18 protein-coding genes and 3 tRNA genes are annotated in these 23,234 nt (G+C 61.4%); 2 read left to right on the top strand and 19 right to left on the bottom strand.

The annotated features are described in order from the left end of the window. Positions 1 to 191 precede the first annotated feature (191 nt). The 9 genes from CQ002_RS27235 to leuC form a co-directional block, all read right to left on the bottom strand. Positions 192 to 824 (bottom strand): phosphoribosylanthranilate isomerase, encoded by a 633-nt coding sequence (locus CQ002_RS27235; RefSeq protein ID WP_034107595.1) that lies wholly within the window; start codon positions 822 to 824, stop codon positions 192 to 194. Positions 825 to 887: 63 nt separating this feature from the next. Beyond that, on the bottom strand, positions 888 to 1,712 hold the full coding sequence (gene truA / locus CQ002_RS27230) for a tRNA pseudouridine(38-40) synthase TruA (protein WP_025856449.1): 825 nt from the start codon (positions 1,710 to 1,712) through the stop codon (positions 888 to 890). 213 nt (positions 1,713 to 1,925) lie between these two features. After that, the gene (locus CQ002_RS27225; RefSeq protein ID WP_105162581.1) at positions 1,926 to 4,493 is read right to left on the bottom strand and encodes a FimV/HubP family polar landmark protein; all 2,568 of its coding nucleotides are present in this window, start codon (positions 4,491 to 4,493) and stop codon (positions 1,926 to 1,928) included. A gap of 162 nt (positions 4,494 to 4,655) precedes the next feature. Beyond that, positions 4,656 to 5,666, bottom strand: coding sequence for an aspartate-semialdehyde dehydrogenase (locus CQ002_RS27220; protein WP_105162582.1), 1,011 nt, complete (start codon positions 5,664 to 5,666; stop codon positions 4,656 to 4,658). A gap of 160 nt (positions 5,667 to 5,826) precedes the next feature. Further along, the gene (gene asd / locus CQ002_RS27215) at positions 5,827 to 6,939 is read right to left on the bottom strand and encodes an aspartate-semialdehyde dehydrogenase (protein WP_034107599.1); all 1,113 of its coding nucleotides are present in this window, start codon (positions 6,937 to 6,939) and stop codon (positions 5,827 to 5,829) included. 64 nt (positions 6,940 to 7,003) lie between these two features. Then, complete coding sequence (gene leuB / locus CQ002_RS27210) at positions 7,004 to 8,086, bottom strand: 3-isopropylmalate dehydrogenase (RefSeq protein WP_029294134.1); 1,083 nt, start codon at positions 8,084 to 8,086, stop codon at positions 7,004 to 7,006. 53 nt (positions 8,087 to 8,139) lie between these two features. Next, positions 8,140 to 8,904 (bottom strand): class I SAM-dependent methyltransferase, encoded by a 765-nt coding sequence (locus tag CQ002_RS27205; protein WP_034107604.1) that lies wholly within the window; start codon positions 8,902 to 8,904, stop codon positions 8,140 to 8,142. A gap of 135 nt (positions 8,905 to 9,039) precedes the next feature. After that, positions 9,040 to 9,684 (bottom strand): 3-isopropylmalate dehydratase small subunit, encoded by a 645-nt coding sequence (gene leuD / locus CQ002_RS27200; protein WP_034107606.1) that lies wholly within the window; start codon positions 9,682 to 9,684, stop codon positions 9,040 to 9,042. Positions 9,685 to 9,694: 10 nt separating this feature from the next. Continuing rightward, positions 9,695 to 11,113, bottom strand: coding sequence for a 3-isopropylmalate dehydratase large subunit (gene leuC / locus CQ002_RS27195; protein ID WP_034107608.1), 1,419 nt, complete (start codon positions 11,111 to 11,113; stop codon positions 9,695 to 9,697). 140 nt (positions 11,114 to 11,253) lie between these two features. On the opposite strand from leuC, the gene CQ002_RS27190 reads away from it, so the two are divergent. Next, positions 11,254 to 12,144, top strand: a complete 891-nt coding sequence (locus CQ002_RS27190; RefSeq protein ID WP_105162583.1) for a LysR family transcriptional regulator — start codon at positions 11,254 to 11,256, stop codon at positions 12,142 to 12,144. A gap of 66 nt (positions 12,145 to 12,210) precedes the next feature. Continuing rightward, positions 12,211 to 15,507: an EAL domain-containing protein gene (locus tag CQ002_RS27185; RefSeq protein ID WP_034107610.1), complete on the top strand. Its 3,297-nt coding sequence runs from the start codon at positions 12,211 to 12,213 to the stop codon at positions 15,505 to 15,507. Here the strand turns inward: CQ002_RS27185 and CQ002_RS27180 are convergent. From CQ002_RS27180 to CQ002_RS27135, 10 genes are all read right to left on the bottom strand, one after another. Next, a complete protein-coding gene (locus tag CQ002_RS27180) occupies positions 15,504 to 17,213 on the bottom strand; it encodes a hypothetical protein (protein WP_234010487.1) in 1,710 nt (569 codons plus the stop codon). The genes CQ002_RS27185 and CQ002_RS27180 overlap by 4 nt on opposite strands. Positions 17,214 to 17,512: 299 nt before the next feature. Beyond that, positions 17,513 to 18,463 (bottom strand): hypothetical protein, encoded by a 951-nt coding sequence (locus tag CQ002_RS27175; protein WP_234010340.1) that lies wholly within the window; start codon positions 18,461 to 18,463, stop codon positions 17,513 to 17,515. Positions 18,464 to 18,542: 79 nt separating this feature from the next. Then, a complete protein-coding gene (locus CQ002_RS27170) occupies positions 18,543 to 19,289 on the bottom strand; it encodes a hypothetical protein (RefSeq protein WP_105162585.1) in 747 nt (248 codons plus the stop codon). 495 nt (positions 19,290 to 19,784) lie between these two features. Continuing rightward, the gene (locus CQ002_RS27165) at positions 19,785 to 20,777 is read right to left on the bottom strand and encodes a tRNA-dihydrouridine synthase (protein ID WP_034107617.1); all 993 of its coding nucleotides are present in this window, start codon (positions 20,775 to 20,777) and stop codon (positions 19,785 to 19,787) included. 55 nt (positions 20,778 to 20,832) lie between these two features. Beyond that, positions 20,833 to 21,267: a thioesterase family protein gene (locus CQ002_RS27160; RefSeq protein WP_034107619.1), complete on the bottom strand. Its 435-nt coding sequence runs from the start codon at positions 21,265 to 21,267 to the stop codon at positions 20,833 to 20,835. A gap of 40 nt (positions 21,268 to 21,307) precedes the next feature. After that, the gene (locus tag CQ002_RS27155) at positions 21,308 to 22,141 is read right to left on the bottom strand and encodes an alpha/beta hydrolase (RefSeq protein ID WP_034107621.1); all 834 of its coding nucleotides are present in this window, start codon (positions 22,139 to 22,141) and stop codon (positions 21,308 to 21,310) included. A 15-nt stretch (positions 22,142 to 22,156) separates the two neighbouring features. Then, on the bottom strand, positions 22,157 to 22,696 hold the full coding sequence (locus CQ002_RS27150; protein ID WP_034107623.1) for a TetR/AcrR family transcriptional regulator: 540 nt from the start codon (positions 22,694 to 22,696) through the stop codon (positions 22,157 to 22,159). A gap of 180 nt (positions 22,697 to 22,876) precedes the next feature. Next, positions 22,877 to 22,952, bottom strand: a tRNA-Glu gene (locus CQ002_RS27145). Positions 22,953 to 23,031: 79 nt separating this feature from the next. Then, positions 23,032 to 23,107: transfer RNA gene (locus tag CQ002_RS27140), tRNA-Ala, on the bottom strand. A gap of 50 nt (positions 23,108 to 23,157) precedes the next feature. Continuing rightward, positions 23,158 to 23,233 (bottom strand) — tRNA-Glu (locus CQ002_RS27135). Position 23,234: the final 1 nt, after the last annotated feature.

The following is a 23,234-nucleotide window of genomic DNA, read 5'->3' as shown; positions in this document are numbered from 1 at the left end:
AGCTAAATTCATATGTGGCGATGACGCATGCTGGACGGGGTCAGACGTTCGACCGGCCTGTTCCCGCATGTATCCTCAGCCTTCCAGACAACCTGCCAGCGCAGGGTGCCACTTCATGTCCGGGCTACCCACAGGTGGCACCGGGCTGTTTTACACAGTGGTAGTTATGGACGGCGGCAGACTGCCAGCCGTCACATCCCTCCGCTGCTGTTGCGCACGGCCTGCATGAATGCGCGAATCTTGCTGTGATCCTTGATGCCCTTGCCCTGCTCCACCCCGCCGCTGACATCCACGGCATACGGACGGACCTGCTTGATCGCCGCCCCGACATTCTCGGGGTTGAGCCCGCCGGCCAGGATGATCGGCTTGCTCAACCCGACGGGAATCAGCGACCAATCGAACGCTTCGCCGGTACCGCCAGGTACGCCTTCGACATAGGTGTCGAGCAGAATCCCGCGAGCGCCGCCATAGGCTGCACACGCCGCCGCGATGTCATCCCCGGCCTTGACGCGCAGCGCCTTGATATAGGGGCGCTGGTAGCTTTCGCACTCGTCGGGCGTTTCGTCGCCGTGGAACTGCAGCATATCCAACGGTACGGCATCCAGGGTTTCGTTGAGTTCGCAGCGGCTGGCGTTGACGAACAACCCCACGGTGGTTACGAACGGCGGCAATGCGGCGATGATCGCCCGCGCCTGCAACACATTCACCGCCCGCGGGCTCCTGGCATAAAACACGAAACCGATGGCGTCCGCCCCCGCCTCGACGGCCGCCATCGCGTCTTCTATGCGGGTAACCCCGCAAATCTTGCTGCGAACGGCTGACATGTCGTGGAAACCTCAGGGTTGGGCCGATAAAGTCCCGGATGGTAACAAAAGCTTTTCCGGGCGTCAGCCGCCAAGTTCGCTGAAACCCGTGAGGAAGTGGGGGCCGATGAAACGCTCGGGCAATTCAAACTCGTCACGGTACTCAACATCCACCAGATAAAGGCCGAACGGATGGGCTGTGACGCCGCCGGTACGCCGAACACGACTTTCCAGCACTTCCTTGGCCCACTCCACCGGGCGCTCGCCAGTGCCGATGGTCATCAGCACCCCGGCGATATTGCGCACCATGTGATGCAGGAACGCGCCGGCACGGATATCCAACACGATCATTTTGCCGTGGCGGGTCACGCGCAGGTGATGGACCTCCTTGATCGGCGACTTGGCCTGGCACTGGCCGGCACGGAAGGCGCTGAAATCATGCACGCCCACCAGGTGCTGCGCCGCTTCGGCCATGCGTTCGGCGTCGAGCGGGCGGTGGTTCCAGGTGATTTCTTCGTTGAGGTGCGCCGGGCGGATCTGGTCGTTGTAGATCACATAGCGATAACGACGGGCGATCGCCTTGAAGCGCGCATGAAAATGCGCCGGCATCACCTTGGCCCAGCTGACACTGACGTCATGGGGCAAATTGATGTTAGCGCCCATCACCCAAGCCTTCATGGAGCGTTCAGCCTGGGTGTCGAAGTGCACCACCTGCCCGCACGCATGCACGCCCGCATCGGTGCGCCCGGCGCACATCAGCGACACCGGCGAATCGGCGACTTTCGACAGGGCATTCTCCAGGGTTTCCTGCACCGTCAGCACACCCGACGCCTGACGCTGCCAGCCGCGATAGCGCGAGCCTTTATATTCCACGCCCAGGGCGATGCGGTAAAAGCCTGCGGCCGCCATTTCGGCGGCCGGATTATCTATATTTGCCAAGAACTGAGAGCCTGATGAGTTGCGCAAAGGCGGCCATTATGCCGAATTGTGCAGACGCTGGCTTGCCGGCAATACCCTCCACCCGGTTTTACTGGAAGACGGGTGGGCTTGCATCGCCGGTAAGCCAGCGCCTACAAAAGCAAACGGCGACCCGAAGGTCGCCGCTGCGTCACCAATTGGCGGTTACGCCAGCCGCCCGAGCATTTCCTTGGCCTCGCCACGCTGAGTCTCGTCACCTTCGGTCAGCACTTCAGAGAGGATGTCCCGTGCGCCGTCTGCGTCGCCCATGTCGATATAGGCCTGGGCCAGGTCGAGCTTGGTAGCAACTTCGTCGGTGCCGGACAGGAAATCAAACTCCGGTTCATCATCGCCCTGTGCCGCGTCTTCGGCAGTGAAGGACGGCTCGATGGACGGATGTTCCAGGCTCTGGGACAGGCGGTCCAGCTCAGCGTTGACATCGTCCAGCTCAGACGCGAACGCATCAGGCTTGGCGGGCGCTTCGGGCTCATCGGCCAGGGACAGGTCGAAGTCTTCCGGCAGGTCGAAGTCGTCCAGTGCCGCAGGCGTGAGGGTCGGCGGCTCGACGGCCGGCACATCCTTCATCTGGTCTTCGAGGCCCGACAGGAAGTCGTCATCGGACTGCGCGGAAGCCGGGGCGTCCAGCTGCAGGTCCAGGTCGAAGTCCGAGAGGTCATCGGGATCAGCCTTGGCTTCGGTCTGCTGCTGCAGAAGCGATTCGAATGTCTGCTGATCATCCTTGACCTCAGCCGGCGATGCTTCCTCCAGATCGTCCAGGCTCAGATCGAAATCGGTATCGAACGCCTCCGGCGTAGCGGCAGCCGGCTTGTCCTCGAGCAGATCCTTGACGTATTGAGCATCCAGCGCAGCAGCGGCCACCGCAGCGCTGACGCCCGCTGCCAAGACCGCCATGGCCGGGAAACGACTCTTGAGTTGCTCGACCTGGGCATGGTTTTCACCATTGGCCACCAGTTGACGCTCCTGGGTGACAAAACCGTCCTTGTCGTTTTGCAGGCCGTAGACTTCCATCAGCTTCAGACGCAGGTCGCTGCGCTTGGGCTCATGCTTGATCGCCTGCTGTAGCACATCAGCGGCCTGGTTCAGGTGACCGCGATCGATATGGGATTGGGCTTGCGCCAGCGCATCGTTGGCGTTTACCGGAGCCACGGCAACAGCGAGCGGCGCCAGTACAGAAGCAACGGTCGGCACCGCGACGGCCGGCTCAGCCACCGGGGCCGGTGCTGGCGCGGTGGCCAGCTTGACGTTTGGCGGCGGCACTTCCAGACCTTCGAAGCTGTCTGGCGGCAGATCGTGATCAATATTCGAGGTGAATTCCGGCTCTTCAGCCAGGGCCCGTGCCATGCGCAGGTGTTTTTCCTCTTCGCGGCGCGCATTGCGGTGGCGCACCCACAACAACAGGAGCAGCAACACCAACAAAATTGCCGCCCCACCGAGCACGCCGAGCACGACCGGATTGGTCAGCAGGTCGTTGAATTTGCCTTCGGTGGTCGCCGGTGCAGCATCGGCCTTGACCGGCTCAGGCGCTGGCGCGGCGGGCGTTGCGGCAGCGGTAGCTGGGGGTGTGGCGGTATCGGGCGCTGCCGGGGCAGGCGTCGCCTCGCCTGCCAACTGCGCAGGCATCGCCGCAGTGGCCGAAGCCGCCGGCACACCCTTCTCAGCCTGCAAACGGGCGAGTTGATCATTTTTCAGTTGAATCAGCTTTTGCAGCTTGTCCAACTGGCTTTGCAAGTCTGCCGCGCGGCTTTTCAGCTCTTCGTTGTCACGACGGGTGGTGTCCAGCTGCTCCTGGGTCATCGCCAGTTTGTCGCTCAGGGCCGAGCTATCGCCCGCCTTGCCTTTGGCGCCCTTCCTGGCCGCCTCGGCCGACACCAGGCTCAAGTTGTCCTTGGCATTGGTGCTCGCTGGCGCGTTGCCGGCCTGGGTGCGCTTGGTGGCGTCCAGTTGCTGCTTGCCCGCCGCCGGGTTAGTGGCGGCACGCCGGCCCTGGCGCCAGGCGGCATTCTGCGCGCTGACTTCGGCAATCGCCTGGGGCTGCGGCAGTGCGGTGCTTTGTACGGTATCCGGCAGACGCAGGACCTGGCCGGTTTTCAGGCGGTTGATATTGCCGTCGATAAAGGCATCCGGGTTCAGCGCCTGGATCGCCAGCATGGTCTGCTGAACCGAACCGCCGTTGCGGTTTTTCGCGGCAATTTCCCACAAGGTATCGCGGGACGTGGTGGTGTGCTGTGCGGACTTGCTCGCAGCCGGTGCGGTGCTGGCCGGCGCGGCCAGGCGCGGTGCAGGCGCGGCGGTCGTCGGAGCCGGCTGGTCGAACTTGGCCGGGTCGAGCAAGACGCTGTAGTCACGCATCAAGCGGCCACTGGGCCATTGCACCTGCAACAGGAAGCGTACGTAGGAATCAGGCAACGGCTTGCTGGAGGTGACACGCACCACGCTGCGGCCATTCGGATTGACCACCGGCGTAAAGGTCAGGTCATACAGGAACGCCTGGCGATCAACGCCCGCGTCCACGAATGCCTGGGACGAGGCCAGGCTCGGCGTGATCTCGGACGCCGTGAGGCCCCCGACATCGAGCAACTCGATCTCCACTGCCAATGGCTGGTTCAACTTCGACTTGAGGGTCATCTCCCCCAGCTGCAGCGCCTGCGCCATACCGGAGGACAGCGCCGAGGCGGCCGCTATTGCTAACACCAGTTTGCGAACTTGAACCATAGCCTCATCCTTTGTTTGAACACTCCCCGGCCTGCGAGAAGGTTGGTAACCGCTGCCATAAGGCAGGGCGAGCCGATAGGTCACCGACGCGCAACTTTTCCTGCCTGGGACCAAGCATAGCGCCTGGCTAGAATCAATCTACAAATTGCCGCCAAGTATCTTTTACGCAAGGCCTTTTATCAACAACTGCGCCAGCTGCACGGCATTCAACGCGGCGCCTTTGCGTACGTTATCTGACGTCAGCCACAGATTTAGTTCCGCCGGGTCATCCACGCCTGCGCGAACCCGCCCTACATAGACCACGTCCTGGCCGACTGCGTCGCCCACTGCCGTGGGGTAGTCGCCCTCGTCCACACGCTCAATACCGGGGGCTGCTTCGAGTGCACGGTTCACGGCGTCAAGGTCGACCGGCGCGCCCAGTTGCAGAGACACAGTCAGGCTATCGCCAAAAAACACCGGGGCTTGAACGCACGTTGCGGAAATCTTTAGTAAAGGAGTTTCCAGTACGGCACGCAGCTCGTGTATCAGCCTTTTCTCCAGGTCGGTATGGCCCTGGGCGTCTGGCTTTCCAACTTGCGCCAGGAGGTTGAAAGCCATCTGCCGGTCGAAGAACTGCGGCTCCAGCGGACGAACATTCAACAGCTCGGCGGTTTGCCGGGCCAGCTCGCTCACGGCCTCGCGCCCCAAGGCAGACACAGCCAGGTTGGCGGTGACACTTACGCGCTGGATATCCAGCAAACCCCGCAATGGCGCGAGCACCACCGCCAGGTTGGTCGCCGACGGGCTTGGGCTGCCCACCTGGAAAGGTTTCTGCATACCCTCCAATACATGCGCATTGGCCTCGGGCACCACCTGTGGCGCCTGCTCGGCGGGCAATGCACCCGACAGATCAATCAAGGAGCAGCCCGCCGCCGTGGCGCGCGGGGCGAAACTCAAGGTGACCGCAGGGCCCGCCGCAAAGAACGCCAGTTGGACTTTACTGAAGTCGAACTCATCGACCTCTCTCACCCGCACGTTCTTGCCACGAAACGGCACCGATGCACCGGCAGAGTTGCTGCCTGCCAGCAGATGCAGGGTACCGACCGGGAAATCCAGCTCTTCGAGGATCTGCACCAGGGTTTCGCCAACGGTACCGGTGGCGCCGATCACGGCGATATCAAAGGTCTGGGTCATGGGGGCTGCCTCGGGCATTGCGGGGGGATCGGCACTTTACCGGGTGACTGGGGGTGAGGCAATTAACCCAGGGTTGTGGTGTGGCTGATGGCGGCCTCGGGCACAACAAAAAACCCGCGCCTGTCGCCAGTACGCGGGTTTCTCTGTTTGCTCTACGCGATCAACGCTCCAGCAGAATCCGCAGCATGCGACGCAGCGGTTCGGCAGCACCCCACAGCAGCTGGTCGCCAACGGTGAACGCGCCCAGGAACTGGCTGCCCATGTTCAGCTTGCGCAGACGGCCCACCGGTACATTCAGGGTGCCGGTGACCTTGGTCGGGCTCAGTTCCTGCATGCTGATGTCGCGGTTGTTCGGCACCAGCTTGACCCATGGGTTGTGCTGGCTGATCAACGCTTCGATATCGGCGATCGGCACGTCTTTGTTCAGCTTGATGGTCAGCGCCTGGCTGTGGCAACGCATGGCGCCGATGCGTACGCAGATACCGTCCACCGGGATCGGGTTCTTGAAGCGGCCAAGGATCTTGTTGGTCTCGGCCTGTGCCTTCCACTCTTCGCGGCTCTGGCCGTTCGGCAGTTCTTTGTCGATCCACGGGATCAGGCTGCCGGCCAATGGCACGCCGAAGTTCTCCGTCGGGTACGCGTCGCTGCGCATGGCTTCAGCCACACGGCGGTCGATGTCGAGGATCGCACTGGCCGGGTCGGCGAGTTGATCGGCGACAGCCGCGTGGGTCGCGCCCATCTGCTTGATCAGTTCACGCATGTTCTGCGCGCCGGCACCGGAGGCCGCCTGATAAGTCATGGCACTCATCCACTCGACCAGGCCGGCTTCGAACAAGCCACCCAAGCCCATCAGCATCAAGCTGACAGTGCAGTTGCCGCCGACGTAGTTCTTGGTGCCAGCGTCCAGCTGCTGGTCGATGACCTTGCGGTTCACCGGGTCAAGGATGATCACGGCATCGTCCTGCATGCGCAGGCTCGAGGCGGCGTCGATCCAGTAACCCTGCCAGCCGGCTTCGCGCAGCTTGGGGAAGACTTCGCTGGTGTAGTCGCCACCCTGACAGGTCAGAATCACGTCGAGGGTCTTCAGCTCTTCAATGCTGTAGGCGTCCTTGAGCGGAGCAATATCCTTGCCCACGGACGGACCTTGGCCACCCACATTCGAAGTGGTGAAAAACACCGGCTCAATAAGATCGAAATCCTGCTCTTCCAGCATCCGCTGCATGAGCACGGAACCGACCATACCGCGCCAACCGATCAGACCTACACGTTTCATCGCAACTACACCTTGTTAAAAAGTGGGCCGCCTTGCAGCAACAACTGCAAGCGGGCCCGAGAGATTACAGATTCCGCAGCGCGGCGACTACTGCGTCGCCCATTTCTTGCGTACCAACCTTGGTGCAACCCTGCGACCAGATGTCGCCGGTGCGCAGGCCCTGGTCCAGCACCAGGCTCACGGCTTTCTCGATGGCATCTGCCGCTTCGCTCAGATTGAAGCTGTAACGCAGCATCATCGATACCGACAGAATCGTCGCCAGCGGGTTGGCAATGCCCTGGCCCGCGATGTCCGGCGCCGAACCGTGGCAAGGCTCGTACATGCCCTTGTTGTGGGTGTCCAGGGACGCCGACGGCAGCATGCCGATGGAGCCCGTGAGCATCGACGCCTGGTCGGAGAGGATGTCACCGAACAGGTTGTCGGTGACGATCACGTCGAACTGCTTCGGCGCGCGTACCAGTTGCATGGCGGCGTTGTCGACGTACATGTGGCTGAGTTCGACGTCGGGGTAGTCCTTGGCCACTTCTTCGACGATTTCGCGCCACAGTTGGCTGGAAGCCAACACGTTGGCTTTATCCACCGAGCAGACCTTCTTGCCACGCACGCGGGCCATGTCGAAACCGACACGGGCGATACGGCGGATTTCACTCTCGCTGTAGGGCAGCGTGTCGTAGGCCTGGCGCTCGCCATTTTCCAGCTCGCGCACGCCACGCGGCGAACCGAAGTAGATACCGCCGGTCAGCTCACGCACGATCAGGATATCCAGGCCCGCGACCACTTCCGGCTTGAGGCTCGACGCGTCGGCCAGTTGCGGGTAGAGGATGGCCGGGCGCAGGTTGCCAAACAGGCCCAGTTGCGCGCGGATTTTCAGCAGGCCGCGCTCAGGGCGGATATCACGTTCGATCTTGTCCCATTTCGGGCCACCCACGGCGCCGAGCAGCACGGCATCGGCCGCACGGGCGCGGTCCAGGGTTTCGTCGGCCAGCGGTACGCCGTGCTTGTCGATGGCGGCGCCGCCGATCACGTCGTGGCTCAGCTCGAAGCCCAGGCTGTACTTGCTGTTGGCGAGCTCCAGCACCTTGACCGCTTCGGCCATGATTTCCGGACCAATACCGTCGCCAGGGAGAATCAGAATCTGCTTGCTCATGCGTTCCTCATTTCATCAAGCGACCCGCCCGTAGGCAGGTCGGGAAAAATCAATCAGCGTTCGGCGAAGACCACCAGCACGTCGGTGCTAAAGGTGCCGTCGGCTTGGATTTCATAGTAATCACGCACTTCCTGGCCCATCGCCTGCTGCAACTCAAGGATCGCAGTACGCAGGGCTGGCGGCGTGCGCATGCGCTCGACCCAGGAGGTGTACTCCAGGCGCAAACGCTGGCGGCTGCTGTTGCGTACATGCAAGCCAGACTCGCTGAGCTGCTGCATCCATTCGGCGGCGGCATAGTCGCGCACATGGCTGGTGTCGCGCAGTACTTCGACGGTTTGCAGGTAAGTGTCCAACAGCGGGCTGCCCGGTGACAAGACGTCGACAAACGCCGCTAAGCCGCCCGGCTTGAGCACGCGGCGCACTTCACGCAGGGCCAGGCCAAGGTCGCTCCAGTGGTGGGCCGAATAACGGCTGAATACGAAGTCGAACTCGCCATCGGCGAACGGCAGGCGTTCAGCGGCGCCGTGCACGGTACGGATGTTGTCCAGGCCACGATCGACCGCTGCGGCAGCGACCACGTCGAGCATTTGCTGGGACAGGTCGTAGGCCACGACTTCATTAACCAGCGGCGCCACGTGGAAACTCACATGACCGGCACCGCACCCCAGGTCCAGCAGGCGCGCACTGCCCTGCCCGGCCAGTTCGGCCTGCAGCAGTGCGAATTCGGTGCCTTGGGCGTGCACGGCACTGCTCAGGTAAGCGCGGGCTTGCTCGCCGAATTGTTTTTGCACGACTTGGGCGTGGGCGTTGCTGGTCATGGTGGTTTCCTCAGGTTTTGGGGTGTGGGTACGGGCGCTATCGCCGGCAAGCCAACTCCCACAATTGACCGTGTTCACAGGTCAAGATGTGGGAGCGGGCTTGCCCGCGATGGGGCCCGCACGGTCTACCGCAAATCAGGCATCGCGAAACAACCAAGGCTGGCTTGCCCGGTGCTTGGCTTCGAACGCCGCAATCGCATCGCCGTCTTGCAGCGTCAGGCCGATATCATCCAGGCCATTGATCAGGCAATGCTTACGGAACGCATCCACTTCAAAGTGGTACACCTTGCCATCCGGACGGGTCACGGTTTGGGCGGCCAGGTCAACGGTCAACTGGTAGCCTTCTTGCGCCTCAACCTGCTTGAACAGCTCGTCGACTTCTTCGTCGGTCAGGATGATCGGCAACAGGCCGTTCTTGAAGCTGTTGTTGAAGAAGATGTCGGCGTAGCTCGGCGCGATGATGCTGCGAAAGCCATATTCTTCGAGGGCCCACGGCGCGTGTTCACGGCTGGAGCCGCAACCGAAGTTTTCCCGGGCCAGCAGCACGCTGGCGCCCTGGTAGCGTTCGGCGTTGAGCACGAAGTCCTTGTTCAGCGGGCGCTTGGAGTTGTCCTGGTAGGCGTAGCCCACGTCCAGGTAGCGCCACTCGTCGAACAGGTTAGGGCCGAAACCGGTGCGCTTGATCGACTTCAAGAACTGCTTGGGGATGATCTGGTCGGTGTCGACGTTGGCGCGATCCAAAGGGGCGACAAGGCCAGTGTGTTGGGTAAAAGCACGCATTGGGTATTCCTCAGATCAATTCGCGAACGTCGATGAAACGACCGTTGACGGCGGCGGCGGCGGCCATGGCCGGGCTGACCAGGTGGGTACGCCCGCCGGCGCCCTGACGCCCTTCGAAGTTACGGTTGGAGGTAGACGCGCAATGCTCGCCCGACTCCAGGCGGTCCGGGTTCATCGCCAGGCACATCGAGCAGCCTGGCTCGCGCCATTCAAAACCGGCCTCGAGGAAGATCTTGTCGAGGCCCTCGGCTTCAGCCTGCGCCTTGACCAGGCCTGAACCCGGCACCACGATCGCCTGCTTGATGGTCGAGGCAACCTTGCGGCCCTTGGCAATCACCGCTGCGGCGCGCAGGTCTTCGATCCGCGAGTTGGTGCAGGAACCGATAAACACACGATCCAGCTGGATGTCGGTGATCGCCTGGTTGGCTTTCAGGCCCATGTACTTCAACGCACGCTCGATGGAGCCGCGCTTGACCAAGTCGGCTTCCTGAGCCGGGTCCGGCACGTTCTGGTCGACGGCCAGGACCATTTCCGGCGAGGTGCCCCAGCTGACTTGCGGCTTGATCTGGGCAGCGTCGAGCTCGACCACGGTGTCGAACACCGCGTCGGCGTCGGAGACCAGGTCTTTCCAGGCTTCGACGGCGGCGTCCCAATCCGCGCCTTGCGGGGCGAATGGACGGCCTTTGACGTATTCGACGGTCTTTTCGTCCGCCGCCACCATGCCCACGCGGGCACCGGCTTCGATGGACATGTTGCAGATGGTCATGCGGCCTTCGATGGACAGGTCGCGAATCGCACTGCCAGCGAATTCGATGGCATGGCCGTTACCGCCGGCGGTGCCGATCTTGCCGATCACGGCGAGCACGATGTCCTTGGCAGTCACGCCGAACGGCAACTTGCCTTCGACCTTCACCAACATATTCTTCATCTTCTTGGCGACCAGGCACTGGGTGGCGAACACATGTTCCACCTCGGAGGTGCCGATGCCGTGGGCCAGGGCGCCAAAGGCACCGTGGGTAGAGGTGTGGGAGTCGCCGCAGACCACGGTCATGCCCGGCAAGGTTGCGCCCTGCTCCGGACCGATCACGTGCACGATGCCTTGGCGCACGTCATTCATCTTGAATTCAGTGATGCCATATTCGTCGCAATAGTCGTCGAGGGTCTGTACCTGCAGACGCGACACCTGGTCGGCAATGGCCTCGATACCGCCTTTGCGCTCAGGGGTGGTCGGTACGTTGTGGTCCGGGGTGGCGATAATGGAGTCGACGCGCCACGGCTTGCGGCCGGCCAGTCGCAGGCCTTCGAACGCTTGGGGCGAGGTCACTTCATGGATGATGTGACGGTCGATATAGATCAGCGACGAGCCATCGTCGCGCCGTTTCACTTCATGGGAATCCCAAAGCTTGTCGTAAAGCGTTTTGCCGGCCATCAGTCGGTCCTCATCAACGGTGTTTCTCTATGCCGGGCTTTTCAATAACCCTTTGGCTTGTGAGGCTGATGGTATGGCGCTACATTAAATAACTCAAATTCATATTTTTTATGCTTTGGATTACCAACTGGAATGGCACCATGGACCTGGCCAACCTCAATGCCTTTATCGCCATCGCCGAGACTGGCAGCTTCTCCGGTGCCGGCGAGCGCCTGCACCTGACCCAACCAGCCATCAGCAAACGTATTGCCGGCCTGGAGCAACAATTGAAGGTACGGTTGTTCGATCGCCTGGGCCGTGAAGTCGGCTTGACCGAAGCCGGGCGGGCCTTGTTGCCGCGTGCCTATCAGATCCTCAACGTGCTGGACGACACCCGCCGCGCCCTCACCAACCTGACCGGTGAGGTCAGCGGCCGCCTCACACTGGCCACCAGTCACCATATCGGCCTGCACCGCCTGCCACCGATCCTGCGCACCTTCACTCGCCAATACCCCAACGTGGCGCTGGATATTCAGTTCCTCGATTCGGAAGTGGCCTACGAAGAAATCCTCCATGGCCGTGCCGAAGTGGCGGTGATCACTCTGGCGCCCGATCCCCACAACCTTGTACAGGCCACGCCGGTGTGGGATGACCCGCTGGATTTTGTGGTGGCTCCGGAGCACAGCCTCACCACCAACGGCAGCGTCAGCCTGGCTAATATCGCCGGCCACCCGGCGGTTTTCCCCGGCGGCAATACCTTTACCCACCATATTGTCAGCCGGCTGTTCGAGGCCCAGGGCCTCACGCCGAACATCGCGATGAGCACTAACTACCTGGAAACTATAAAGATGATGGTGTCCATCGGCCTGGCCTGGAGCGTCTTGCCGCGCACCATGCTCGATGATCAGGTGGCAAGTATCGCTTTGCCGGGCATACAGCTCAGTCGCCAGCTAGGCTATATCGTGCACACCGAAAGGACGCTGTCGAATGCTGCGCGGGCTTTCATGAGCCTATTGGATGCACAAGTCGATCTGCCAGGGATCCCGGCATGAAACTGTGCGCCCTCAAGGTCTGAACTGAACCGCGCCTTACGCCCATCGAGCCAAGGCCCTTTGATAATGCGCAACCCCGTCGACTCCGTGCCACCCCTGCCCCGCATTTACGCCCTGGACCCTCAAGAGGCGGAACAAAGCTGGGACAGCGCGCCGCAACTGCTGGCAGCGCTCAACGCTGCCCGGCTGGGCGCGTGGTGCTGGGAAATCGACACCGGCAGGATAAGCTGGTCGCGAGGTACCCAGGCGTTGTTCGGCTTCGATCCGCGCCAACCCTTACCCAAGGACCTGGACTACCTCGACCTGCTGGCGCCCCAAGACCGCGCCCGTGTGGTGCGCGCCTTTCACGCCGTTCTGGCGGGGGAGCCGTTCGAACAGGCCATGCATCACCATATCCAGTGGCCGGACGGCACCCACCACTGGCTGGAGATCAATGGCAGCCTCGCCCCCGATAAAGCCGGGCGGCGTCGCATGATCGGGGTGATCCGCGAGACCACTCGCCAGCGCGAACGGGAGCACGCCCTCAGCCACTCCGAAAAGCGCTTCGCCACCCTGTTTCACCTGTGCCCCAACATGGTCCTGCTGACCCGCCAGTCCGACGGTTTGATCAGCGAAGCCAACCAGTATTTCGAAATGCTCTTCGGTTGGCCGTTGGCCCATGCCATCGGCCGCACTACCCTGGACCTGGGCCTGTGGCGCCACCCCGAGCAGCGCGCGCAACTGGTCAAGGCCACCCAGCGCAAGCGCGAGCCCATCACCATGGAGGTGCAGTTTTGCGCCAGCAACGGCCAGATCCATGATGGCACCCTCAGCGCACAAAAAGTCGAATTGGAGGGCGAGGCCTACCTGATCAGCACGTTTCTGGACACCACCGAACGCAAAAACGCCGAGCAGGCCCTCAAAGACAGCCAGGAGCGGCTCGACCTGGCACTGGACTCGGCGCAACTGGGCACTTGGGACTGGCACATCCCCACCGGCATGCTTTACGGCTCGGCGCGCGCCGCGCAACTGCACGGCTTGCCGGCGGAGCCGTTCCATGAGTCCTTCGACGCGTTCTTCGAGGGGATGCCCGATGAAGAGCGCGAAAGCATGCGCGATGCCTACCGCACGCTGCGCGAGGGTCCGGCCGGCAACTATCAGCTGACTTATCGCGTGCCGATGGAAGACGGCAGTTCACGCTACCTCGAAAGCCGCGCCCGCCTGTACCGCGATGAGCATGGCGCACCGCTGCGCATGGCCGGCACGCTGCTGGACATCACTGACCAGGTGGAACGCGAGCAACGCCTGACCGCCTCCGAAGAAAAATTCGCCAGCCTGTTCCAGGCCAGCCCACATCCGATCTGCGTGACCAACGTGGACAGCGGCGCGTTTATCGAGATCAACCCTGCCTTTACTCAGACGTTCGGCTGGACGGCCGACGAGGTGATCGACAAAAGCGCCGAGCAAATCGGTCTCTGGGATGAGTCGAGCAAGCGCCTGGAGCGTATCGAGCGGGTGATCCGCGAACAGGCGCTGAGCAATGTGGCGGTCGTGGTGCATCACAAGAGCGGCCAGGCGCTGACCTGCGTGATTTCCAGCCGGTTGATCACCGTGGGCGACCAGCCGTGCATCGTCACCACCTTGCGCGACATCACCCAGCAGCAGCGCTCGGAAGCCGCGCTCAAGGCCAGCGAAGAGAAATTCGCCAAGGCCTTCCATTCCAGCCCCGACGCGATTTCCATCACCGAGCGCGATACCGGCCGCTATGTGGAGGTCAACGACGGCTTCTGTCGCCTGACCGGCTATCGTGCCGATGAAGCCATAGGCCTGACCCTTTACCAGATCGGCATCTGGGCCGATGAAAACCAGCGCGCTGCACTGCTGGCCGAACTGCAGATCAAAGGCCGCATCCACCACCTGGAAATGCTCTGGCACAACAAGCGCGGCGAGTTGCTGGCGGTGGAAGTGTCGGTGGAGCCCATCACCCTGAATGAAACCCCGTGCCTGTTGCTGACCGCACGGGACGTGAGCCTGCTGAAAAACGCCCAGGCGCAGATCCGCCACCTGGCCTATCACGACCCACTGACCAACCTGCCCAACCGCGCCCTGTTAATGGACCGCCTGAGCCAGCAGATCGCCCTGCTCAAGCGTCACAACCTGCGCGGCGCGCTGCTGTTCCTCGACCTCGACCACTTCAAGCACATCAACGACTCCCTCGGCCATCCCGTGGGTGACACGGTGCTGAAGATCGTCACCGCCCGCCTGGAGGCCAGCGTGCGCATGGAAGACACCGTGGCACGCCTGGGGGGTGATGAGTTCGTGGTGCTGCTCAGCGGCCTGGATGGCACTCGCACCGAAGTGAGCGCCCAGGTACAGGAGCTGGCCGATACCTTGCGGGAATTGCTTTCGGAGCCGATGTTCCTCGATGGTCACCGCCTGCAGGTCACGCCAAGTATTGGCGTGGCGCTGATTCCCGATCACGGCTCTACGCCTGCGGACTTGCTCAAGCGTGCCGATATCGCCCTGTACCGCGCCAAGGATTCAGGGCGCAACACCACGCAGATGTTCCACCACAGCATGCAAAAAACCGCCAGCGAACGCCTGCGAATGGAGACCGACCTGCGCCTGGCCTTGTCGCGTGGAGAGTTCAGCGTGCATTACCAGCCGCAGGTGGATGCGCGTGGCAACCGGATTGTCGGCGCCGAAGCCCTGGTGCGCTGGCAGCATCCGCAACTGGGCGCGCAGTCGCCTTCCGAATTCATCAAGGTGCTCGAAGACAGCGGCTTGATCCTGGAAGTCGGCACCTGGATCCTTGATGAAGCCTGCGCGGCCTTTGAGCAATTGATCGCGGAAGGTTTGGTGGACCCGTTGAATTTCAGCCTGTGCGTAAACATCAGCCCTCGGCAGTTTCGCCAGAACGACTTCGTGGAACGGGTGGAGCGCAGCCTCAAGCAGCACCAGCTGCCGTTCAGCCTGCTGAAGCTGGAAATCACCGAGGGCATCGTTATTCAGAACCTGGACGACACCATCAGCAAGATGCGCCGCCTGAAAAAGCTGGGTGTGAGCTTTGCGATGGATGACTTCGGGACCGGCTACTCGTCGCTCACTTACCTCAAGCGCCTGCCGGTGGATGCGCTGAAGATCGACCAGTCCTTCGTGCGCGACGCCACCCATGACCCCAACGACGCCGAGATCATCCGCGCTATCGTCGCCATGGCCCGCAGCTTGAACCTGGAGGTGATTGCCGAAGGCGTGGAAACCCAGGACCAACTGGCCTTCCTGCAGGGCCTGGGTTGCCATCTGTACCAAGGGTATCTGCACAGCCGCCCGCTGCCCATGATCGGATTCAGGGAGCGCCTGCTCGCGGGCGACGGCCGGGTTTAAACCAGCTTGAGTGCGTCAACGCCCTGTTGCATCCAGCGCGAGCTTTTCAAGTCGCGCCTGGCGCCATACTCATCCAGCGCGCCCTCTACAACGACGACCGAATGCCAGGCGTCCGCCAGGGTGCCTGGCACGCCTGACGCCAGTTCCTGCACGCTGCTGGAGCGAGTAAAAGCGTACAAGCCAAGACGGCGCAATGACTCACCCGGACTTTCACCGTCGTTCAGCGTCTGCAGGGCGACGTCATAACCGGCAGCGGCGCGAAACTCATGGTTTTCCAGCTGGGCCCGCTTGGCGCTCGCCGCGTAAAGGAATACGGCATCAGCCACCAGACCTTTATCCGCACCACGGAAATTGGCCGCTGCACGGGCGATTTCCAGCTCGGCATGGGTGAGGTACACCGTGCAGTTGTCACGCATGGTGATGGTAAAACCCTTCGGCGTTTCAGTGACACGTTTGTAGATGCCGGTCGGGTTTTGCCCGTACTTCATCATCGCCGCCTTGATCGCCGACACCGTGACACAGTTGCCCTGCGCGCCTTGATAGAAACCCGACCAGATATTCACCGGCGGAACACCCACGGACGCCGCCGGGAACCGGGCAGGCCTGCCGCTGGCGGGGTCGACGGGCATATCGGCGGCAAGTTGGTAGCCGTAGTCCTTGCCGACGGGCTCCGTCTCTCCATTGCGATGCTTGATCCCCTCCACCACCAGCGCGCCCGCCGTGTCAAAGGGGCTGATGACGCCAACGCTGCCGGGCTGACGCAGCTGATCGGGTTGCACAAACCGCAGATAGCCCATCAGGCCCATGCCCTTCAACACGTTGTAAAGGTGCTCTGCGCGCAAGGTCTTCGATAACGCCGCATCAAACAGCATATTGCCTTCGACTTGCTTGCGCTTGGCAAAGGCCGCCAACATGAAATTGGCGGCGCAGATCATCGGCGCATCAGCACCGGTAAATCGCGTGGCTTTGGCAGTGAGCGCCAGCTCCTGCCTTGACAACTTCACTTCAAAGCCATCTTTGAGGGTGACATTGTAACCGTCCGCCAGGCTCTCGATTTTTTCAAGCATGTCAGCGGGTGAACGACCAAACCTGAGCATCATCATCTTGATCAAGGCGACATGGCTGCTCAAATCGAATACTTCGCCGAAATGCCGCAAGGGCGTGTTGAAGCCCTGCAAAACCTCGGAAGCCTGGGGACGCGAACGCGTCGTGGACGGGCCGGTGCTTGGCAAAACGTTCGCAGGGGCAGCAAGAGGTGGAACCCGATCCTGGATAACGCGGTGTTTTGGCGCGCTATCGTTCACCAGCACATACACGTAGTGGCTACGACCGGGTGGGCCCTCCCTGCCGAACTGGTGCGCCTTGCCCGCCTGAATAAGCTGCGAACCAAAGTCATAGCTGTCCGCCACCCCCACCCCGCCTTCGGCGATAACGTGTGCAGTGGAAACGCGCTGGAGATGCCCGGACATGCCCATGCCCTTGAGCAGGTTGTAGGCGGTTTCACCCTGCAAGGACGTGGCCAGGACCGACTCGAAAGCAGGTCGATCACCAGCGCTGCCACTGCCCAACTGTTTGCGCTTGATGAACGCAGCCAGCGCGAAATGGGCACTGACCACTGCACCCTTGTCGTCGCCGGTAAACCGTGACGCAGTGGCTGCCTGTTGCAACTCCTGTGTGGAAAGATACAGCCGGTAACCATCTTTCATGGTCACGGCATAGCCATCACCGCGGCCCTGTATATCGTCGAAAAAATCTGCAGGACGCGCTCCAAAGGTATGCATCACCAGCCTGATCACGGCACTGTGCGAGCTCGCATTGAAATACTCACCGAAACCACGCTCCGGGGCATCAAACGCTGGAATGCGAGAGGTGCCTGAAGGGATTGATAACGGTGTGGCCATGGGGTTTGAGCGAGCGGAGGATCCAATCGCAGTACTCATATCGTTACCTGGCTATGAAATAGGTGGACGTGTTGGCGACCGTTAGTCCAGAGCAAGCGGCGTTGTCAGATCAACGCAATGGCTTGCCCGTTGGTGGGTCGGCCACCTTTGCGCCCGAAGATTTCTTCACTGCCCTCCACGACGGCCACCGAATGCCCGCGCCTGTTGACCATACCGATCAACGACTTATCGGCGAAGGCACGCACCGAAACGTGCCTCATGTAATCTTTTAACCCCAGTCGCTTGAAACCCTCTCCCGGCCCCCATTCATCCTCACCATCGTTAAGGCTTCTGATAGCGGCGTTGAAACTTCTTCTCGCCCACCCATCATTGTTTTCAATTTGCGCCCGCTTGGCAGAACACGCGAACAGGAAGTGTGCATCCTTGAGCATTTCCGGATCATTCAGCCCGACAAAGTTTGAACCACGAACAGCGCTATTCAACTCAGCGTGTGTCAGTTTCAATTCGAAACCATCGCGCATGACCACGTTATAACCCTCTGCAACTTTCTCGACAGACGTGTAGATATCCATGGGGCTTTGACCAAACTTCATCATCGCCGCCTTGATGGCAGAAATGGTCACGCAATTACCATTTTTCCCTTGGCGAAAACCGTTCCAGATATTGTCGGGTTTTGCACCGTTACGTTTAGTGGACAGTTCAGACAGGGGCTCGCTTCGCTTATTGACCCGTGTTCGCGCGTGAGTGGGTAACACATGGGGCTGCGTGAGCGTTATATCACTGCTTTTCGGGGCTGACGGGAGTCCACCTGTGAGCAACAGGGACTGCAACTGGCTGAATAACGTCATGAACAGGTTGACCAGGCGCCCCATCAAGGCCGCAAGGTCTGCGTTATCGCCGGCCCCTTCGGACTTGGCGCCTAGGCGTGCAGCCTGTGTTTCAGTGCGGGATGTGTGCGGGCCTACAGTCTCCAACGACGCAGGCGCTGAATACGCTGACACCTGGCAAGGATCAACGACCGGCTGTGCAAAACGGTTTTGGCTTATCGATAACATGCGTCAAACCTCTTTGAGTACTCCCTGGCCGCACGGGTCAAGGAGCGAACTGGGTATTCAATGCCTCAAGACCGCAAGCTCAATAGCGCGAACGAAGACTGGGCCTCGCGGCTCGGGGGTTGCCTGAAAGGCCCCCGGAGTGCCTATTGAAATCATCCGTTTCATCAGGCGCGGGACGGGAAAGGTCCGGAGCGGGCCGGGTATCAGATTGAAGATCCAACGGCGTCAGCGTGAGCGGTGGCTGCGGCGATGGTTGCGAATCGACCTTTAGAGCGGGCTGGGCCTGTGGCGCAACACCTTCATCGGTATGTGGGCAGTGACAAGTCTGGACCTGCACCGTCACGTTGATATCAGGCGTCAGCTGGGTATTGAGCTTGCCGCCAGGGGCGAGTGTTACCTGGGCGCTCCCATCCGACACGCGCCTCTGCACGCCCGGCCTCATCTGTGGCTGGTTATCGACGCTGGACATCACTTGGGGCTGTGCGTCTGCATCCGGGGCAACCTTGGCGTCAGGCCCAGGCGTCACCGGGTGCTGAGCTTCCAGCTCACCGGCCAACGGGGGAAGCCGCCCCATACCGGCAAGCAGGCTACGCATCGCCTTGACCGCGAACTCAAACAGGGCAAATAACTTTTCCAGGGATTCCTTATTCACGCTCACCGTATGTTCTGTTGACGCTGGACGACCGTCTTTTAGAGACGTATTCAAATTGCCCACCGAGGCGGACGGCGCCCCCTCAAGCGACTTATTCACCCGCACAGAGGAGTGACCAAGTTGCGCGTAGTCTGTACTTCCGGGCATGAACTGCTGACGCGATACATTAGGCATATTGTTATTCCTTAAACGGTACCCGCCCCCACCGTTGCGGAAGAGGGGCACTGATTGACTCGAAGTTAGAAACATCGGTGAGTTCGACAAACTCGCTAGATTCGTGGGACTTAACCGCGATGAGTTCCGAAGATTCGCAGTTCACATAAGGAAACTAAAATGACCGGCTGAGAGTTTTCCCATGGACATTCAATGAATCACCGAGGCGCGACGTCAACATTCGCCCAACGAGTGCACATACCAGGTAACACCTCGGGAACAAAGCAACGTGAAGAAAACAATAACCCGATCGAATTCATAGAACTTATGGTATTTGACGCGCCCGCTGTTAATTGCACTGCCACCTTGCGCCCAACACCTTGAACTTCGTCGCCATCCACTCAGTGCCCTACGTTTCGAAAGACAGTCCGACTCTCGGTTGGTTATGTCTCAACGTATCTTTTCAGACAAAAAAAAGGCGCCTTTCGGCGCCCGTTACAGCAACAGGTGAAGCACTTATAGCGCGTGAGCCTGACGGTGCAATGCCACCGACTCTTCGCTCTGGCTGGGCATACCCAGCAAACGTCCGACCTGCTCCAGGTCGGTCTCCCGACGCATCAGGGTAAATAACTCCACCGCTTCGGGGTAATTGCGCGTGAGCATCGCCAGCCATTGCTTCAAGCGCCCGGGCGCTTGACGCTCGGTCAGTTGCGCCACTGACTGGGCCCAGAAATCCTGGAGCATGGGCTGCATCTCGGCCCAGGTCATCTCGACCACCTCCTCACCCGCCCGCGCCGCCGCAATCTGCCGCGCCAGGTCCGGCCGCGCAACCAGGCCACGGCCGAGCATGATGTCTTCGACGCCACTGATCTCGCGACACCGCTTCCAGTCTTCGACGCTCCAGATATCGCCATTGGCGAACACCGGCACCTTGACCACGTCCTGGACGCGCGGGATCCATTCCCAGTGGGCCGGCGGCTTGTAGCCATCGGCCTTGGTACGAGCATGCACCACGATATGCGCCGCACCACCTTCGGCCAGCGCCGTGGCGCACACCAGGGCGCCGTCCGGGCTATCGAAGCCCAGGCGCATCTTGGCCGTGACCGGGATGTGGGCCGGCACGGCGCGGCGTACGTGCTCGACGATCTGGTTGAGCAGCTCCGGCTCCTTGAGCAGCACCGCCCCGCCCCGGGACTTATTGACGGTCTTGGCTGGGCAGCCGAAATTGAGGTCGATGACTTGCGAACCCAGCTCACAGGCCAGCGCGGCGTTTTCCGCCAGGCATACCGGGTCGGAACCGAGCAGTTGAACACGCAGCGGTACACCGGCGGCGGTGTGAGCACCGTGCAGCAATTCGGGGGCAAGCTTGTGGAAGTACGCCGGGGTGAGCAGGCGGTCGTTGACGCGGATGAACTCGGTCACGCACCAGTCGATACCGCCGACACGGGTCAGCACGTCCCGCAGGATGTTGTCGACCAACCCCTCCATGGGCGCCAAAGCAATTTGCATGGAAAACACTCAACAAAAATCGTGGCGCAGTTTACTGGGTTTCCTACGGCAACCGTTAACCCCCCGTCAGGGCAGGGCCGTAACCGTCGAGGAACTCGGCGGGCATGCGCTTGGGCTTGCCGCTGGACAGTTCGATGCAGACAAACGTGGTTTGCGCACGCAGCAAGGTGACACCGTCGCGGGGGCGTAGCAGCTGGAAGCGCCGGGTCATCTTCAGGCGCTGGTCCCAGTCGACGATCCAGGTGGCCAGTTGCAGCTCGTCGCCTTCATAGCCTGCGGCCAGGTAGTCGATCTCGTGCCGCACCACGGCCATTGCGCGATCCAGGCGGCGATACTCGGTGAGGTCCAGGCCCAGGCGCTGGGAGTGCCGCCAGGCGCAGCGCTCCAGCCAGGATACGTACACCGCGTTATTGGCGTGTCCCAGGCCGTCGATGTCTTCAGGTGCAACCTGCAGATCGATGATAAACGGCGTTGCCAAATCCCAGCCCATGCCTTGCTCCCAGTCGATTAATGTCGGCGGGGAGAGTGTATCAGGCGGTTTGCCGCTCCTGTAGACGACGGCCGGCCAGCAGCGCCAGCACGGCGTCGACCACACGCGGATCGGCCAGCACTTTCTGGTGACCACCCTGCTCCAGGCGCAGCAGGCGACTGTCGAACCAGGCTTCATGGATGGCTTGGGATGCCTTGACCGGAACGAACGTATCGTCCTCGGCATGCACGATCAGGCCGGGGATATTCATCTGGTAGTGAGCGACGTCCAAGTGCTTGAGGGGCATCCCGAAGGCCATCTCGACTTCCTGGATAAACGCCGAGCGCGCCCGCGCCGGCAAACCGACCATCCTGGTAAAGCCACGGAGCACATCGAGAAAGCGCGAAGGCGCGGCGATGCTCACCAACGCTTCGGTACGCAGGCCCAACTGCACCGCCAGCATCGCACTGGCACCGCCCATGGAATGGCCGATCACAGCGTGCAGCGGCGGCAACTCGGCGGCCGCCTCAAGCATGGCGCGCGCAAACAGCAGCACATGGGCTTCACGCCCCGGCGACCGGCCATGGGCGGGACCGTCCAGGGCTATCACCGAGTAACCGTTAGCGACCAACGCCGTGATCAGACTGGCGAACTGCGTGGGCCGGCCTTCCCACCCGTGCATCAACAACACCGCTGGCCCCTGCCCCCAGCGCAAGGCGGACAAACCGAAGCGCAAGGTGATGCGCTCCGATTGCGCCAGCAGCGGCAACTCCCAGTCGCGCGGCGGCAAGTCGCGTGGCGTCATGAAGGCGCGACGCATCCGGCTGGCCACCGTTTGCGGTGCCAGGTGCCCCATAGTGCCGTTGAAACGACGAATCCAGGTCAGCGTGCCCATGATGCAGCCCTCTTCCTAGCGCACGGCCGATTTGGCAGCGCGCAGCACACGGTCAGACAATTCCCCCGGCCCCAACGCGCGAGCCAAGGACAGGCCACCGATCATCAGCGCCATGTCAGCCAGCGCTTTGTCGGTGTCCTCGGGGCTGGCAGCCAATTGGGCCGCCATCAGTTCGCAGTGCTCATTCAGTGCCTGGCGAAACGTTTCCGGTAGACGGCTCATCTCGCCGACGGTCGCCGGGATCGGACAAGCCTGGGCAGTTGAGTCACGGTGCTTGCGCGACAGGTAGAAGGCCGCCACCAGGCTTCTGCGCTCTTCTCCCGTCAGCTGCGAATCCATGTCGTCAATCGACGCACGACGCTTGGCCAGCAGCTGAGTGAAGGCCTCCAGCATCAGCGCGTCCTTGCTTTCAAAGTGGGCGTAGAAACCACCGACGGTCAGCCCCGCCGCCCCCATGACTTCCCCCACACTCGGCTCGGCCGGGCCGCGCTGGATCAACGCCGCGCTGGCGGCCTGCAGAATACGTTCGCGGGTTTGCGCTTTTTTATCGCTCATCATTGCCTCCGTCGTTCATGGGTTGAATATTATTACCATAATAATATTTCGCAAGCGACAGGCACGACCGTTGGTCAGAAGAGAAAAGGAATCAAAGGGAGGATTGGCCAAACGCCAGACAAACAAAAGGGCCATTCAATAATTGAATGACCCTTAAAAATCCCGCAGAGCGGGTAATCGTGGCGTCCCCTAGGGGACTCGAACCCCTGTTACCGCCGTGAAAGGGCGGTGTCCTAGGCCACTAGACGAAGGGGACACAAACCTTCTATACAACTGATCAGCGCTGAGGACTGATCGATTCAAGGACGGTGTGGCCAGACCTTGAACCTGTAAATTGGTGGAGCTAAACGGGATCGAACCGTTGACCTCTTGCATGCCATGCAAGCGCTCTCCCAGCTGAGCTATAGCCCCGGATTTTTCGTCTCGCGACGCAGCAGACCTTTCGAGCTGCTTGTTGAAACTGGCGTCCCCTAGGGGACTCGAACCCCTGTTACCGCCGTGAAAGGGCGGTGTCCTAGGCCACTAGACGAAGGGGACA

Source organism: Pseudomonas sp. MYb13, assembly GCF_002980075.1.
Taxonomy (GTDB): Bacteria; Pseudomonadota; Gammaproteobacteria; order Pseudomonadales; family Pseudomonadaceae; genus Aquipseudomonas; species Aquipseudomonas lurida.
Note: the sequence above shows the minus strand (reverse complement) of the source record. Positions and strands in the feature narration are given on the sequence as shown.